General features: G+C 40.5%; 13 protein-coding genes and 1 pseudogene. 9 read left to right on the top strand and 5 right to left on the bottom strand.

What is annotated here, in order from left to right:
• Window positions 1-118: 118 nt before the first annotated feature.
• Window positions 119-1381 carry a proton extrusion protein PcxA gene (locus ACR5KR_RS10620; RefSeq protein WP_445626582.1) on the bottom strand — a complete coding sequence of 421 codons (1263 nt, stop codon included), beginning with the start codon at window positions 1379-1381 and terminating at the stop codon, window positions 119-121.
• 534 nt (window positions 1382-1915) lie between these two features.
• On the opposite strand from ACR5KR_RS10620, the gene ACR5KR_RS10615 reads away from it, so the two are divergent.
• From ACR5KR_RS10615 to ACR5KR_RS10605, 3 genes are all read left to right on the top strand, one after another.
• Window positions 1916-3085: a tetratricopeptide repeat protein gene (locus ACR5KR_RS10615; RefSeq protein ID WP_445626583.1), complete on the top strand. Its 1170-nt coding sequence runs from the start codon at window positions 1916-1918 to the stop codon at window positions 3083-3085.
• 105 nt (window positions 3086-3190) lie between these two features.
• The gene (locus ACR5KR_RS10610) at window positions 3191-3757 is read left to right on the top strand and encodes a Uma2 family endonuclease (RefSeq protein ID WP_448270157.1); all 567 of its coding nucleotides are present in this window, start codon (window positions 3191-3193) and stop codon (window positions 3755-3757) included.
• 337 nt (window positions 3758-4094) lie between these two features.
• Window positions 4095-4352, top strand: a complete 258-nt coding sequence (locus ACR5KR_RS10605) for a helix-turn-helix domain-containing protein (RefSeq protein WP_448266488.1) — start codon at window positions 4095-4097, stop codon at window positions 4350-4352.
• Between the two features lie 323 nt (window positions 4353-4675).
• Here the strand turns inward: ACR5KR_RS10605 and ACR5KR_RS10600 are convergent, their stop codons facing one another.
• Window positions 4676-5842, bottom strand: a complete 1167-nt coding sequence (locus ACR5KR_RS10600) for a pyridoxal phosphate-dependent aminotransferase (RefSeq protein ID WP_448266487.1) — start codon at window positions 5840-5842, stop codon at window positions 4676-4678.
• A gap of 318 nt (window positions 5843-6160) precedes the next feature.
• Here ACR5KR_RS10600 and ACR5KR_RS10595 point away from each other — a divergent pair, with 318 nt between their 5' ends.
• Together ACR5KR_RS10595 and ACR5KR_RS10590 are read left to right on the top strand one after the other, a co-directional pair.
• Window positions 6161-6829 (top strand): ribonuclease T2 family protein, encoded by a 669-nt coding sequence (locus ACR5KR_RS10595; RefSeq protein ID WP_448266486.1) that lies wholly within the window; start codon window positions 6161-6163, stop codon window positions 6827-6829.
• A 382-nt stretch (window positions 6830-7211) separates the two neighbouring features.
• Window positions 7212-8672 carry an inorganic phosphate transporter gene (locus ACR5KR_RS10590; protein ID WP_448266484.1) on the top strand — a complete coding sequence of 487 codons (1461 nt, stop codon included), beginning with the start codon at window positions 7212-7214 and terminating at the stop codon, window positions 8670-8672.
• Window positions 8673-8753: 81 nt separating this feature from the next.
• Here ACR5KR_RS10590 and ACR5KR_RS10585 read toward each other — a convergent pair whose 3' ends face one another.
• Entirely contained in the window at window positions 8754-9836 is a 1083-nt protein-coding gene (locus tag ACR5KR_RS10585; RefSeq protein ID WP_445626588.1) for a class I fructose-bisphosphate aldolase, read from the bottom strand.
• 362 nt (window positions 9837-10198) lie between these two features.
• Here ACR5KR_RS10585 and ACR5KR_RS10580 point away from each other — a divergent pair, with 362 nt between their 5' ends.
• A complete protein-coding gene (locus ACR5KR_RS10580; protein ID WP_445626589.1) occupies window positions 10199-10513 on the top strand; it encodes a hypothetical protein in 315 nt (104 codons plus the stop codon).
• A gap of 347 nt (window positions 10514-10860) precedes the next feature.
• Here the strand turns inward: ACR5KR_RS10580 and ACR5KR_RS10575 are convergent, their stop codons facing one another.
• Window positions 10861-11634: a glucosamine-6-phosphate deaminase gene (locus ACR5KR_RS10575; RefSeq protein ID WP_445626590.1), complete on the bottom strand. Its 774-nt coding sequence runs from the start codon at window positions 11632-11634 to the stop codon at window positions 10861-10863.
• Window positions 11635-11870: 236 nt separating this feature from the next.
• Here ACR5KR_RS10575 and ACR5KR_RS10570 point away from each other — a divergent pair.
• Window positions 11871-12035 (top strand): annotated as a pseudogene (locus tag ACR5KR_RS10570) (HAD hydrolase-like protein); the annotation flags it as partial.
• A gap of 105 nt (window positions 12036-12140) precedes the next feature.
• Here the strand turns inward: ACR5KR_RS10570 and ACR5KR_RS10565 are convergent.
• On the bottom strand, window positions 12141-13055 hold the full coding sequence (locus ACR5KR_RS10565) for an AraC family transcriptional regulator (RefSeq protein WP_448266482.1): 915 nt from the start codon (window positions 13053-13055) through the stop codon (window positions 12141-12143).
• 207 nt (window positions 13056-13262) lie between these two features.
• Between ACR5KR_RS10565 and ACR5KR_RS10560 the strand changes: the two genes are divergently transcribed.
• Both ACR5KR_RS10560 and ACR5KR_RS10555 read left to right on the top strand, forming a co-directional pair.
• Entirely contained in the window at window positions 13263-13715 is a 453-nt protein-coding gene (locus ACR5KR_RS10560; RefSeq protein WP_448266480.1) for an SDR family oxidoreductase, read from the top strand.
• 110 nt (window positions 13716-13825) lie between these two features.
• Window positions 13826-15048 (top strand): ISAzo13 family transposase gene (locus ACR5KR_RS10555; protein WP_448270155.1). Its coding sequence is split into 2 segments (ribosomal slippage): window positions 13826-14306 and window positions 14306-15048, totalling 1224 coding nucleotides; the frame shifts between segments, so codons are not numbered across the junction.
• Window positions 15049-15201 lie beyond the last annotated feature (153 nt).

The following is a 15201-nucleotide window of genomic DNA, read 5'->3' as shown; positions in this document are numbered from 1 at the left end:
ACCTCGGCTCATTTCGGCTACGCGGTAATTGAATCTCGACTTCGCTCGATTACCGCGTAGTCGAAATTCAATGACCAACGCTCGGCGACCATCTGAGTGCTGAATTCTTACTGAAAAACTATTCGTCCATTTCTTTTAATGTAGCTAATGCCGATGGAGATAAACGACTGAGATAGCGGAATATCCAGTATTTAAAAATAGTATTTAAAATCACAGGAAATGTAGCAATAAAGAAAAAGATTACATTTCTAGTGGGTGGTAGACCTAAATGTTCTGCCAATCCTGCAAGCAGGACTTCCCAACCGTCTGGTGAGTGAAATCCGACAAATATATCAGTAAACAGAATAATTAAAAAAGCTTTGGCACTATCGCTCAGACCAGAGACAATGGTATCCATAAAAGACTTAAGGATCGCAATTTCTCTTTTGCTCATGGCGATAACTATACCAAAAGAAAATAGTGATATTAAATCAGCAAAAACATTACTAAGACTACTATTGCTTTTTCTCCTAAATTCTTCCGAGATTTCAATTGCTTTACTTTTAATTTTTCCTTGTGTTAACTCTGAAGAAAGTGCTGGTGCTTGATTAATAAAATATTCAAATCTCAATGCTTCTTGAAAACTATGGAATTCATGGAGAGCTTCTTTTTCCATATCAGAATTGATGAATATTGTAGTTGCATTATCTCCTCTAACCCTTTCTAGGATTGGACTTACAATATATTCTTTAGATAAATATTGAGTTAAAAGCGGTACAAGAATGAGAACTATCAAAAATCGCAGAGCAATTATTGTTCTACCTTTAGAAAGGCGATAATTCCTGACAAATTCTTCTTCTGTCTGCGGTGCAAAATCTGCTTGAATTTTATTAATCCTTCTGCCGATAGAACTCTTAGGCAATTTAGGTTTTGGAATTGGAGGGTTAATTTGAGGATCGTTTACATTAGCTGAATTTAGCTGTTTTTTGATTTCGTTATCATTAATGTTTAAAGGCTGATAAGTGGGCACTAAGGAAGTCTTATTAATTACTTCATCTTTGATAGCATACTTCTCTACTACTTCATCAATAATCTTCAACTTTTCTAATAAAACAGAGTTAGAAATATTGATAATTCCCCGACTAAGCTGAAATTCTGCAAGCCTGATCTTAATAATAGTTAGGTTCTTATTAAGATACACTTGCCAATAAGACATTACATTTTCAGTATAATTTACTGATTGTAAAGATATTTTTTTGTTATCAAAATGTTCGTTCTCAATGTTTTTAATTCTCTGAGCTGCTTGATAAGCTTCTAAAAGTGCCCTTTCTGGCGTATCTGAAAACCAACGCTTAAGCGATCGCAAATATTTTTGGAATGTTCTGGTAAGTGAGTTTTTCATTACATATATGACTTTTAGATAATGTGTATTATAGTTATATAATCATAAAAAATGGGTAATACAGCTAAATAGTTAGTCCAATCCAGATTCAGGTAATACTCCCTGATGCAATAGACCTCTTGCAAAAATATATTTTTGCACTCTCAGGGTAAAGGGAAAAAGGTAAAGGGAAAGGATTTTGAGTTTTTTTATCCTTTTCCCCTTCACCTTTACCCCGACAAATGCCAAGAAGTCTAATGTCTAGGAAGGGCTACGTCTACGCTAGCAATTTTATATTACCTGTAAACTCAGATGGATCGGCATAGATTGGCAGTTTATCCATTACACTGTCATTATTGACACTACATGTCAGTATTTCTGGTCTATACAAAAGCCCTGATTGTAACATTTCACAATCAAAGCAAATTTTCCATTATGCAGAGTTTATCACTGTTAAAAGGAATAGGAAGTAAAGATGTTGTTTTCTCATCTCCCTTATCCCTCTATTCACTACTCCCCACTCCCAAGTTTTAAATTATGAGTTTGAGTCTATGCATGATTGTGAAAAACGAAGCAGCAACACTGCCTAAATGCCTAAGCAGTGTGAGAAAAGTAGTGGATGAAATGATAGTCTTGGATACAGGCTCAATCGATCGCACTCCCAATATTGCCCAACAACTCGGTGCAAAAGTCCATCATTTTAAATGGTGTAATGACTTCAGTGCTGCCCGCAATGCAGCTCTCAAATATGTCACTGGTGATTGGATTTTGGTATTAGATGCTGATGAAACTCTGACTTCAGCAATTGTACCGCAGTTACAAGAGGCGATCGCAAGAGATGAATATTTGCTCCTCAACCTCGTCCGCCAAGAAGTTGGTGCAGAACAATCTCCCTATTCTCTGGTTTCCAGGCTATTCCGCAATCATCCAGATATTCGTTTTGACCGTCCTTACCATGCCTTGGTAGATGATAGTGTGTCAGAAATTTTAACCAGAGAACCCCACTGGCAAATAGGTTATTTACCTGGGGTTGCCCTTGTACACACAGGATATCAAAAAAGTGCGATCGCTCAAAATAACAAATATGCCAAAGCCGCTACAGCGATGGAAGGGTTTCTGGCAACTCATCCCAACGATCCCTATGTTTGCAGTAAATTAGGAGCGTTGTATGTGCAAACTGGGAAAATTTCTCAAGGTATGGATTTGCTAAGACATGGAATCACCGTTGCTGAAGACAACTACGATATTTTATATGAACTCCACTATCATTTAGGCATTGCCTACAGTCGCTTGCAAAAATCCCCACAGGCGATTTATCACTATCAAGCTGCCATCAAATTGCCAATCTATCCCATGCTCAAACTAGGAGCATACAACAACTTGGGTAACTTACTCAAAGCAGCAGGAGATTTCAACGGTGCGAAAACTGCTTATATCACAGCTTTGAAAATCGATCCCACTTTTGTTTTTGGACATTATAATTTGGCGATGACATTTAAGGCTTTGGGTTTATTTGCAGATGCGATCGTATATTATCAACATGCAATTACCTTAAATCCTAACTATGCCGAAGCATATCAAAATTTGGGGGTAGTGTTGCTGAAAGTTGGCAATCATCAAGATAGTTTAGCAGCTTTTAGAAAAGCGATCGCCCTTCACGAAAGATATAATCCCGAAGAAGCGAAGAGACTACGCCAGGGATTGCAAGAGATGCAGTTGATATAGGGCATTGGGCATGGGGGCATGGGGCATTGGGCATAGGGTATGGAGGAGAATAACAAATAACAAATGACAAATGACAAATGACAAATGACAAATTCAGAGGTTTCGATGAGCCAAAGCATTGATGAACGGATACGCTGGACAAGTGCAGACTTAGAGTTATTGCCAGATAACGGTAATCGCTACGAAATTATCGATGGGGAATTATTTGTGACTAGGGCACCGCATTGGGGACATCAAAAAGCTACTGGTAATATTTATGCAGAATTAAGAACTTGGTCACTCTCATCAGGTCTTGGTGAAGCTGTTCCTAATCCAGGAATTATTTTTAGTGATGCAGATAATGTTATTCCCGATGTGGTTTGGGTAAGTAAAGAACGCCTCGCCATTTTACTTGATAATGAAGGACATTTAACGGGAGCGCCAGAACTGGTTGTAGAAGTACTTTCCCCTGGAGTCCAAAACGAGCGGCGCGATCGCGAAGTCAAGCTAAAATTATATGCTTCTAGAGGAGTTCAAGAATATTGGATTTTAAACTGGCAATTACAACAGGTTGAAGTGTATCGCCGAGAAAAAGCAGTTCTGAAATTAGTAGCAACATTATTCGCAACAGATGACCTCTCTTCACCTCTGTTACCAAATTTTGTTTGCACTGTAGCGCGGTTGTTTGTGTGAATATGCAGAACTTCAAAAACTTGAAGCTGGAAACACAAAACTCAGACTTAAGTATAGTTCAATACATTTAAGTTAACTGTATTGATTTATAGTCTCAAGACTTGCCTCCCCTAGTTCTCCCCGATTGTTACCTAATCTAAAAATATCAGCCCAAAAGTTGAAATCAAAACTTTTGGCGGTATCAAACTTTTTAATATTTTATTAATAGAGAGACAAGCTGATTTCGTATATTTTGTTCATAATTGGGTGGACTTGGCAGCATAATTGCCTTCACGGGCATAATTCTTTAAAGAATACAACAACGTAGATGCAATGAGTATTTGAGGAAGTAATACCTATGCTTGAAACCCATCTTATCCACACCGAAGCTGATTATCGTGCTGCACTTGATGAAATTAAAAGATTGTTTGATGCAGAACTAAATACACCAGAGTTTGACCGCTTGGAAGTTTTAACTACGCTTGTGAAAGCATACGAGCAAAGGTATTATCCAATCGAAGCACGAGATCCTATTGAAGCAATCTTATATTATCTTGAATCCCGCGAGTTGTTTTTAGATGACATAGAGCCAATGAAACAAGCCATGTTTTACTAAAAACCCCTATAACTTGAACTTCGGAACACGAAACTTGAACTTCAAAACATGAAACTTCAAGTTCAGAACACAAAGCTTAAACTTCGGAACACGAAACTTAAACTTCAGAACACAAAACTTGAACTTTAGAACACAAAACTTGAACTTCAAAACATGAAACTTGAGGTTTAAAATGAACTCCACCAGTTCTGAGTCGAAAAGGTGGAGTTAAAAAGTTGAAGAGTAGAGAAGTACTCCTCACAAATGACAAATACTTCGGCTTACCTCGGCTTCGCTCGGCACAAGTCGCTCAGTACAAGTGACAAATGACAACTGACAATTAACTAAATACGCGACTTGACAAATTTCTCTAATCTATCCATTCCCTTTTCAATCGTCGCCATATCTGTGGCGTAGGAAAGGCGAATGTTGTCATCAGCGCCAAAAGCAATTCCGGGAATGACAGCAACTTGATGTTCTTCCAACAAAGCGTCACAAAATTCTAGGGATTTTAGACCGGTTTTGCTGATATCAGGGAACAGATAAAAAGCGCCATCTGGTTTTGCAGTACTCAATCCGGGAATGGCGTTGAGTCTGTCTAGCATTACCTGTCGCCGTTTGGCGAAGGCTTGGCGCATTTCTTCGACACAATCTTGAGAACTTTGTAGGGCCGCGATCGCACCATATTGGGCAAAGGTACACACGTTAGATGTACTATGTCCTTGGATGGAACTTGCTGCTTTAATGATTTCTACAGGCCCCGCTAAATAACCAAGTCTCCACCCAGTCATAGAATAAGCTTTCGCAAACCCATTACTAATCAAAGTCCGGTCAAAAATTTCCTGACCCAAAGAACCGATGCTGATATGTTCTGCACCGTCGTAGAGAATCTTTTCGTAAATCTCATCAGAGACAACAAAGATATCTGCATCAACTATTACCTGCGCCAGTGCTTTAATTTCATCTGGCGTGTACACCATCCCAGTGGGATTAGATGGGGAGTTGAGGATAAATAACTTCGTCTTCGGCGTAATCGCTTTACGGAGTTTTTCGGGAGTAATTTTATAACCAGTCGTGGCATCTGTAGGGACAATTACCGAAACTCCACCTACCAAAGTCACCATTTCAGGATAACTTAGCCAGTAGGGTGCAGGGATAATTACCTCATCACCTGGATCGATTAGCGCCACGATTAAGTTGTACAGAGAATGCTTACCGCCATTGGTGACGATGACATTCTCCGACTTGTAATCAAGACCGTTGTCGGTTTTAAGCTTGTGGGCGATCGCTTCCCTTAACTTTGGTTCTCCGGCTGCTGCACCATATTTGGTTTTGCCTTCATCCAAAGCTTTGACTGCTGCGGCTTTAATATGCGCTGGGGTATCGAAATCTGGTTCTCCAGCGCTAAAACTACAAACATCTATTCCTTCCGCCTTCAGTGCCTTAGCCTTGGCTGCGATCGCTAAGGTTAATGAAGGTGTTACCTGACTTACTCTTGCTGCCAGCTTCATTCTTACTATTTTTGGCAAATCTTTCACTTATCTAAGGATATCCCAGAATCCCTACCAAGATTTGCTTTTTCTGAATTCGTTGAGAATCGGGGAGATGAGGGAGCAGGGGAGCAGAGGGGCTGAGGGGCAGGGGGAGCTGAGGGGCAGGGGAGAATAAGAAATAACTAATGACCAATACTTCGGCTTACCTCGGCTCCGCTCGGTACGAGTCGCTCAGTACAAGTGACAAATGACAAATGACTCCGCAAAGCAGTTTGATTATTGACTCTTAACCATGTATTATGTATAACTTTATTTTTAGGTAAACTAGTTGTTTTTATGCAGATTAAGAAACTTTTAATTGCATCTTCTCTGTTAATTACTGGTCTTTTTATACCTAATGCTGCCATTGCTCAAAATCGCGGTACTCCGGGTAAATTTGATTTTTATGTACTGACACTCTCTTGGTCGCCAGATTATTGTGCGGCAAATGGTAGCCGTGACAAGCAGCAGTGTGGTTCTGGAAGGAAACTTGGTTTTGTACTACATGGTTTGTGGCCGCAGTATCAAACTGGTTATCCTGCTAATTGTTCTACACAAAAATTACCGTCGGAAGTAAAGCGACAATTTCCAAATTTGTATCCTAGTAATAAACTTTACGATCATGAATGGGAAAAACATGGTACTTGTTCGGGGAAAACTCCTGCGGAATACTTGGGATTGAGTAAAAGGTTAAAAGATGCGATCGCTATTCCCGCAGCTTATAATCGTCCGGCAAAACCATTGCGTACTACAATTACAAATTTTAAAAATTCCTTTGTGAGTGCTAATAATCAAATTACTGCTGATGGAATAGCACCTTTTTGTTCTGGTTCGGGAAGATTTTTGCAAGAAGTCTTCTTTTGTTATTCCAAAAATGGTGAACCTGGGATTTGTAGCGCCGAGATTTTGAAGCGATCGCAAAAAAGTTGTGGCCAGCCAGATTTCTTACTGCGAAACGTTAGATAAAAATCGGGAATGGGGCATTGGGCATTAGTCATTAGTCATTAGTTATTTCTTATTCCCCTTGTCCCCTCTGCTCCCCTGCTCCCCTGCTCCCCTGCTCCCCGTAACTATGATTTGAAGTTCCTTAATTTATTTTTTACTGTTTCTTATTTATTCCTTAACCTATTTATTCTAATCTTCTAATTGTAATTAGAACCTATTCTTATTTTGAAATAACAGATGCAATCAGAAAATTTATTTAGCACAAAGTTGTATTTTTAATTATAACTTTTTGTGTAGCTCACTGAATTGCAATAACTCCAAGTTTTTTCCCAGTTTTAATAGTTTTTTGCAACACAAATTATTTTAGTCAGGGTGCATTCTTGTCTTTTACTAGGAGTGCTAAATGGAATATTTATTTCTGGCTTTGGCGCTGAGTCTTGCACTCGGCTTCGAGTTTGTCAATGGTTTTCATGATACTGCAAATGCAGTTGCCACGGTCATTTATACTAACACCCTAAAGCCAAATATTGCCGTTGTTTGGTCAGGCTGTTGGAACCTAATTGGTGTGCTGACATCAAGCGGAGCTGTTGCTTTTGGCATTATTGCCCTGCTTCCTGTTGAGTTGGTACTCAATGTTGGCTCAAGTGCAGGCTTCGCAATGGTCTTTGCACTTTTGATTTCAGCGATCATGTGGAACTTGGGAACCTGGTACTTGGGCTTACCTGCATCCAGTTCACACACATTGATTGGCTCGATCATAGGTGTTGGTTTAGCAAATTCAATGTTGTCTTCGGGTCATATTTTTGGTGAGGGCGTGAATTGGGCAAAGGCACAGGAAGTTTTTACATCTTTACTGATTTCGCCAATTATTGGATTCACCTGCGCCGCACTGCTGTTAATACTAGCGAAGATACTGATTAAACGACCAGAGTTATACCGTGCGCCGGATCATGGTAAAGCACCGCCGCCTTGGATACGTGCTTTGTTAATCTTGACATGTACTGGTGTGAGCTTCGCCCACGGTTCAAATGATGGTCAAAAAGGTATGGGTTTGATCATGCTCATCTTGGTAGGCATTCTACCAGGTATGTTTGCACTGAATATAGATACCAATGCAGGAGCGATCGCTCAGTTGGCCGCTACGTCCAACTCTGTGATTTCAGTGCTGCAACAACCACTACCTGGAACATTCTTAAACAACCAAAACGTCTCAGATGAGCTTTCCGACTACCTCAAACCAAGTAACGAAGCCACCGAAAAAACATTACCAGCTCTTGCTGCTAAGAGTCGTACAATCAAAGATAAGCTTGCTGATAAGACTAGTTTCAAGCAGCTTTCAAAGGATGAGCTTGGCTCATTACGAACTGATATGTATCTAGTAGCTGGAACAATTGCAAAGTTGGACAAACAGAAAAAATTAACTAATACCAAACAAGAAGAGGTGCTTACCAGTTATAAAACGCAGTTGGATAAAGTAACCAAATTCATTCCCAATTGGGTAAAATTTGCCGTTGCCATTGCACTGGGTCTTGGCACAATGATTGGTTGGAAGCGGATTGTAGTAACAGTAGGTGAAAAGATTGGCAAAGACCACCTTACTTACGTTCAAGGAGCTTCCGCCGAGTTAGTAGCTATGACAACCATTGGTGCTGCGGATTATTTCGGTCTACCAGTCAGCACCACTCACGTACTATCATCTGGTGTAGCGGGTACAATGGCGGCGAACCATTCGGGTTTGCAAATGGATACTCTAAGAAATCTGCTCCTAGCCTGGGTGCTGACACTGCCGGTTTGTGTACTGCTTGGTTCTGCTACATACGCAGGTGGCTTGTATATAGTCTTGAATATTCTAGGCTTGAAGTAGGACAATGGGGCATTGAAAAGTAAAAAGTAAAAAGGCAAAAGATTCTTTTCTTTTTACTTTTGCCTTTTACCTTTTGACTTCTTAAGCTATCGTCACATCTGGCGACAAGTAAACATCTTGAATGTTGTGAAACAGTTTTACACCTTCCTCAAAAGGACGTTGGAAGGTTTTTCGCCCAGAAATTAATCCTGAACCACCAGCGCGTTTGTTGATTACGGCGGTGCGTATTGCTTCGGCGAAATCATTTTTACCAGTCGCGCCACCAGAATTAATCAACCCGACACGCCCAGAGTAGCAGTTTAGTACTTGGTAACGAGTTAAATCAATTGGGTGATCGGTTGTCAACTCTGTGTAAACCCGCTCATCGGTTTTGCCGTAACTCTTACCACTGGCTTTGGCAATTGCACCGTAACCATTGTTATTTTCGGGTAACTTTTGTTTGATAATATCAGCTTCAATCGTTACGCCCAAATGATTCGCTTGTCCGGTAAGATCAGCCGCAAGGTGGTAATCTTTATCTTGTTTAAAGGCGTTATTCCGCAGATAACACCAGAGAATTGTTGCCAAACCGAGTTCGTGGGCGCGTTTAAAAGCTTTGCTGATTTCTTGAATTTGTCTGGTAGAATGCTCCGAACCAAAGTAAATTGTCGCACCTATCGCCGCCGCCCCTAAATTCCAAGCTTGTTCGACATCCGCAAACAATACCTGGTCAAATTGATTGGGGAAAGTCAGCAATTCGTTGTGATTGATTTTGGCAATAAAGGGAATTTTGTGGGCATACTTGCGCGAAACTATACCTAATGTCCCCAAAGTAGTAGCAACAGCATTGCAATCTGCGGCGATCGCTAACTTGACAATATTTTCTGGGTCAAAGTAAATTGGATTGGGCGCAAAAGACGCGCCAGCTGAGTGTTCAATCCCTTGGTCTACTGGTAAAATCGAGAGATAGCCTGTATTTGCCAGACGACCAGTAGAGTAAAGTAAGTGGAGATTACGCAATACTTGAGGATTGCGATCGCTGTTGAGCCAGATGCGATCTACAAAGTCTGGGCCCGGCAAATGTATTAAATCACGAGAAACTTTTGCTTTGTAAGTAAGCAGGTCTTCAGCCTCTTTACCTAGCAATGACTCAATAGAATTAGGCTCTTTGAGCGTTGTAGTCATAGTATTATCCTCAAAAACTGAGCAAATGACCTTGTTTTTAAGATAGCATTTCTAATATTGCTAACTTGGTTGTACGGTCATTAGTTATGTGTATTCTTTTTGAATATATAGCAATCTTCTTTTATAAATGAAAACCAAAAGGCTGAGATTTCCCACTTGTTTCAATAAGCCGAGAATCTTGTGATGAATGATTAAGTAAGGCTATACTACCGGAAGTATTAAATCAACTTTCGGAATTGATATTTTCAACAGTGACCAACATCAAACAGTACAATCATACTATCTGGCGATCGTAACTGAAAAGTGAAAACCCATCTTTACCGGATTTTGATAATAATTTTGAACAAAATAAATACAATCGTATGAATAAGTTTCAAATCGATATCGACTTTAGCAATATAGATTTAGCTTCCCTTGAGACAGAAGAAGATTTTCAAAGAGAAGCAAAAATGTTACTCCCAAAGGCACTGGTCAAACTAGGTGAAAGTGTGGGTGAAAAAACTTGGGAAGAATTACAGCAAAAGTTGCAAGGAACTGGAGGTAAACTCAAATCTTCTCCCAGCGAGAAACGTAGGTTTATTCAAGAAACTGGAAGAACTTATCAACGAAATGCTAGTAACAGAGAAAAACAAGAACTAGAAGATTATATAGTAGAGCAATTACGCCAGCACAAGTAGTATTTGTCAGAAGTTAACTTATCAGACATAATTCAAATAAACCAGCGACGAATAAACTCCACTTGGAAGCGATAGCCGTCGTCAACTTCCTCAATTAACTTCCGTTGCAACAGCAAGTTGAAAATAATATCAGCATCAGGGAACTGTTGCAATAGAGTTTGGCGCCTGACTATAGCCCCTTCCCCTTGAGCGGCGATAAAACATAGAATAGCTTGTCCAGTAGCATCTATTGGTTGTTTTGAATGTCAGCTAAGAAAAATCTGCCACTTTGCAAAGCTTCTGAATTGCAATTCCAGCGATCGCTGCAATAATTAGCTTGGAATATTTAGGTGTTAATAAGTCAAAATTTATTCTAGTCTACTAGCAGAATTAACATCTAAAAACAACGTTGCTTGTGGTTGTTGACGAAGAATAGAAGCTGGACAGTCTGTACCGATATAGCTTTGCAGCATATCTTTTACCACATTCGCTTTACGTTTTTCTGGAGCAAGACAGATAATTTTTTTAGCCGAACAAATTGTTGGGATGGTGACAGTAAAAGCATACTGTGGAACATTTTCTAAATTCGGAAAGTGACCTGTACTTACTTGTTGCTGACGGTTTACAGTATCCAGCTTTACCAGTTTTACGCTGTAAGGATCTTGAAAATTTGCTACAGTTGGATCGTTAAAAGCTAAATGTCCATTTTCGCCAACACCAAGACAGCATAAGTCAATCGGTTGTGCTTGCAATAATTTAGTGTAGCGATCGCACTCTGCTACTGGTTGTAATGTATCACCTTCTATATAGTGAAATTTCTTAGGATTAACCCGATTTTCTACACGTTCTCGCATATAACGCCGAAAACTAGCAGAATGATCGGCAGTAATTCCCAAATATTCATCTAGATGGAACACAATAATCCGCGACCAATCTACATCACCCAATGCAATCAAAGCATCAAGAAATTTGAGTTGGGAGTTACCTGTAGCTAACAATACAGCAGCTGTATCCTGAAGATTAAGAACTTGCTGTAAATACTTTTGCACGATTACGGCAACATCCTCGGCCATTTCGACTTCAGAGTTGTAAATCTGCACTAATAAATCGTCAACGCGAAAAAAGTTTGTGGCGGCTACCATTTGCTTACGAAGAAGGTTATCAATTATACGGCAGTTTGCCCAGAGGTTTTACCTGTCTACCCTTATATGCCCTATCTAGTATAGATTTTAGGATTTAGCAAAGTAATTTGTGACTCTTGAAATTTTCTTCTCCAGTCCCCAATCCCCGTATTAACAAAGGAACAATCACTAAAGGCAAAAAACAATGTAAACTATTTAAATTAAGTTAACAATTATTTACATTTTACCCAAAAATCATGCTGGCTGCAATTCTTTTTGACCTAGACGGCACTATTGTCAATACCGATCCTATACACTACCGAGCTTGGCGGGAAATGCTGTTAAATTACAGCATAGAAATAGATGAAACATTTTATAAATCCCGAATTAGTGGAAGGCTAAATCCAGAAATTGTTGAGGACAAGAGGACAAGGAGAATTGGGGACAAGGGGAAAGACTTGTTGTAAGTTCTAACTTTTGTCACCTTGTCCCCCTTGTCCCCCTTGTCCCCTCTACTCCCCTACCCCTCACCCCCCATCCCCAAAAACTCCACTTTTTAACCGAGCCATATCACGCAACGGTGGTGCGCCGAACAAGCGACTGTATTCACGGCTGAACTGTGAGGGACTTTCATAACCCACATAATGACTAGCTGTTGCTGCATCCATACCTTGCCCCAGCATCAGACGACGGGCTTGTTGAAGCCGAAGTTGTTTTTGATATTGCAAAGGACTCATGGTGGTGACAGACTTAAAGTGATGATGAAGCGACGAGGGACTCATGCGCGCTTCACGAGCGATCGTATCGATCCGAAATGGTTTTTCGTAGTTCCATTTCAGCCAGTTGATCGCTCTGCTAATTGCTTGGAATTGTTTATCGACTAAAGCAATCTGTCGCAATCTAGCACTGTGTTCGCCAGATAACAAACGGTAGAAAATTTCTCGGACCATCAAAGGTGCGAGGATGGCAATATCTTGGGGCGTTTCCAACAACCGTACAAGTCGGATTGCAGCATCAAGTAGTTGTGGGCTAACAGGATTAATAGACAAACCCGGTTTTAGTGGTTGGTTAGTGGGAGCGTCTAGTTTTGCCTCCATCATCAGTGTGCTGAGTTCTCCGGGATCTAAATCGAGCCGAAGACACAGATACGGAAGGCTTGGTGTCGCTTCAATCACTTGCCCAACGACAGGCAGATCGACCGACACCACCAGATATTGGTCTTGACCATAAACATACAGATTGTCTGCCAACATTACCTGTTTCTTGCCCTGAGCGACGATGCAAAGGGCAGGCTCATGCAGGGTATGGAGAGGGGCAGTAGGTTGTAATGAACGGATCAGGAATAACCGCTCGATCGCTGTGGGATGGACACCATCTCCATTACTGTTTTGTGCAATCAGAGCGGCTAGCTCGGACTGCTGCTTTCTAACAGTCTGTTCCATAATGTTGTTTGAAATCCTTTATTAAACTAACATTCAGGGCAGCTGCAATCTATTTAGCCGCTGAGGTCAGTTTATCTTTTTATGATAAACATGAATAAAAATGCAGGATTAGGCAAGAATTTCGCAGGTTCAGATTACCGCATCAAGCTTTGACTCCCTTAGATTAAGAGTGTGCTAGAGAATACAACAACTTGGAGATCCGGTTTTATGACTACCAACCAACAGAAAGTCGTACTAATTACAGGCGCAAGTAGCGGTATCGGTGAGGCGACAGCACGTCTACTCGCTCGTAAGGACATCCACGTCATCCTGGGCGCACGACGCACGGAGCGGCTAGAAAAGCTCGTGGCTACAATCCGCGCTGAGGGAGGCTCGGCGGAGTATCAGACTCTTGATGTTACTAATCGCGCCGACTTCCAAGCCTTTGTAGAATTTGCTCAGAGCAAATTTGGCCGCATTGATGTCATCGTTAACAATGCAGGCGTTATGCCGCTCTCGAAGCTAGAAGCGCTGAAAGTTGATGAATGGGACTGGATGATTGATGTGAACATCCGTGGCGTACTCAATGGCATCGCTGCTGGGCTACCGCTGATGAAACGCCAGGGATTTGGCCAGTTCGTCAAGGGACTTCCAAAAAATAAAACATCCCATTTAAGATAATGATAATCATTTTAGGGGGGAGAAAGCGGCAGCCATCGGCTGCCGCTTTCTCCCCTCCTTTTTGTAGTAAATTCAGTAATGATGAATTTTTGGGTGCAGCAGAGGTGTCTATAGTATTAACTTCTTCACTGAAACAACTATTAAAACAAACAGCATCTCAATTAAAAGGTGCTGCAAAACGTAAGTTTATAGCGTCAACAGTCCAAGGTTTGGGTGTAGGTGGACAGAGACTTGCAGAATCGGAATTAGGATGGAATCGAGGTACTATCCGTAAAGGGATGAAAGAATTAACTAGTGGTGTTACCTGTATTGACAATATGAGCGCAAAAGGTCGCTATAAAGCAGAATTACATTTACCAAATCTCCTAGAAGATATCAAAAATTTAGTAGATTCCCAAAGCCAGACAGACCCAACTTTTAAAAGTCAAAGACTATATACTCGTCTCTGTGCTACCGAAGTGAGAAAGCAATTAATAGAAAAGTATGATTATAGGAATGAAGATTTACCTACGTCAGAAACGATTCGTCTGAAACTGAACCTCTTAGGCTATAACTTGAGACGAGTAGCTAAAGTTCAACCTCAAAAAAAATTCCCCAAACCGACGCAATCTTTGAGCAACTAGATATAGTAAATCAAAATGCATCTTCTGACGGAAGTGTCTTGCGTCTGTCGCTGGATGGAAAAGCTCGCGTCAAAATTGGCTCATTTGACCGAGGAGGTAAAAGCCGGGCTAAGGTCGAAGCTGATGACCATGATTATCATCCTAAAACAACCGTAACTCCTTATGGGATATTCCTTCCAGAGCTTGATGAACTTTTTTTATATTTTACGGAATCGAAAGTTACAAGCGATTTTATAGTTGATATTTTAGAGGATTTTTGGATGAGTGAGAAACATCGTTTTTCTCACGTTGAAACATTACTGCTCAATCAAGATAATGGGCCAGAGAATAGTTCTCGACGCACCCAGTTTATGAAACGTATAGTAGAGTTTGCCCAGAAATACTCATTGAATATACGTTTAGCTTACTATCCGCCTTACCATAGCAAATATAATCCCATAGAAAGAACATGGGCAGTATTAGAAAATCATTGGAACGGCAGCATCTTAGATGAAATAGAAACGGCTTTAAACTTGGCTGCTAGTATGACATGGAAGGGTAAACATCCAATTGTTAAGTTAGTTACTCAAACTTACGCCACCGGAGTGAAACTCACAAAAAAAGCTATGTCGGAAATTGAGAAACAAATTGAGCGTTTGACTCATTCTCAAAACGAATTTTTTCCCAATCTGGGTAATTGGTTTATTGATATTAATTTTGCCAAAACGTAAGTTATAAATAGTAATTTACAGCTTTATAGTCTTAAATAAACATAACTTCACTTTGCGGCTTGCTCGTGCGAGTGTAGATTTTTTCATGCTTACAAAGGGGGGAAGAGAGCGGCAGCCGACGGCTGCCGCTCTCTTCCCCTTAATAATGATTAT

Source organism: Nostoc sp. DSM 114159 (assembly GCF_053470285.1).
The sequence above is the reverse complement of the archived record's forward strand: the minus strand, read 5'-3'. Positions and strand labels throughout refer to the sequence as shown.

What these genes read in the sequence shown, in the direction of transcription:
- ACR5KR_RS10620 (WP_445626582.1), bottom strand. Translation starts at nt 1,381, where the DNA reads ATGAAAAACTCACTTACCAGAACATTCCAAAAATATTTGCGATCGCTT.
- ACR5KR_RS10615 (WP_445626583.1), top strand. Translation starts at nt 1,916, where the DNA reads ATGATTGTGAAAAACGAAGCAGCAACACTGCCTAAATGCCTAAGCAGT.
- ACR5KR_RS10610 (WP_448270157.1), top strand. Translation starts at nt 3,191, where the DNA reads ATGAGCCAAAGCATTGATGAACGGATACGCTGGACAAGTGCAGACTTA.
- ACR5KR_RS10605 (WP_448266488.1), top strand. Translation starts at nt 4,095, where the DNA reads ATGCTTGAAACCCATCTTATCCACACCGAAGCTGATTATCGTGCTGCA.
- ACR5KR_RS10600 (WP_448266487.1), bottom strand. Translation starts at nt 5,842, where the DNA reads ATGAAGCTGGCAGCAAGAGTAAGTCAGGTAACACCTTCATTAACCTTA.
- ACR5KR_RS10595 (WP_448266486.1), top strand. Translation starts at nt 6,161, where the DNA reads ATGCAGATTAAGAAACTTTTAATTGCATCTTCTCTGTTAATTACTGGT.
- ACR5KR_RS10590 (WP_448266484.1), top strand. Translation starts at nt 7,212, where the DNA reads ATGGAATATTTATTTCTGGCTTTGGCGCTGAGTCTTGCACTCGGCTTC.
- ACR5KR_RS10585 (WP_445626588.1), bottom strand. Translation starts at nt 9,836, where the DNA reads ATGACTACAACGCTCAAAGAGCCTAATTCTATTGAGTCATTGCTAGGT.
- ACR5KR_RS10580 (WP_445626589.1), top strand. Translation starts at nt 10,199, where the DNA reads ATGAATAAGTTTCAAATCGATATCGACTTTAGCAATATAGATTTAGCT.
- ACR5KR_RS10575 (WP_445626590.1), bottom strand. Translation starts at nt 11,634, where the DNA reads ATGGTAGCCGCCACAAACTTTTTTCGCGTTGACGATTTATTAGTGCAG.
- ACR5KR_RS10565 (WP_448266482.1), bottom strand. Translation starts at nt 13,055, where the DNA reads ATGGAACAGACTGTTAGAAAGCAGCAGTCCGAGCTAGCCGCTCTGATT.
- ACR5KR_RS10560 (WP_448266480.1), top strand. Translation starts at nt 13,263, where the DNA reads ATGACTACCAACCAACAGAAAGTCGTACTAATTACAGGCGCAAGTAGC.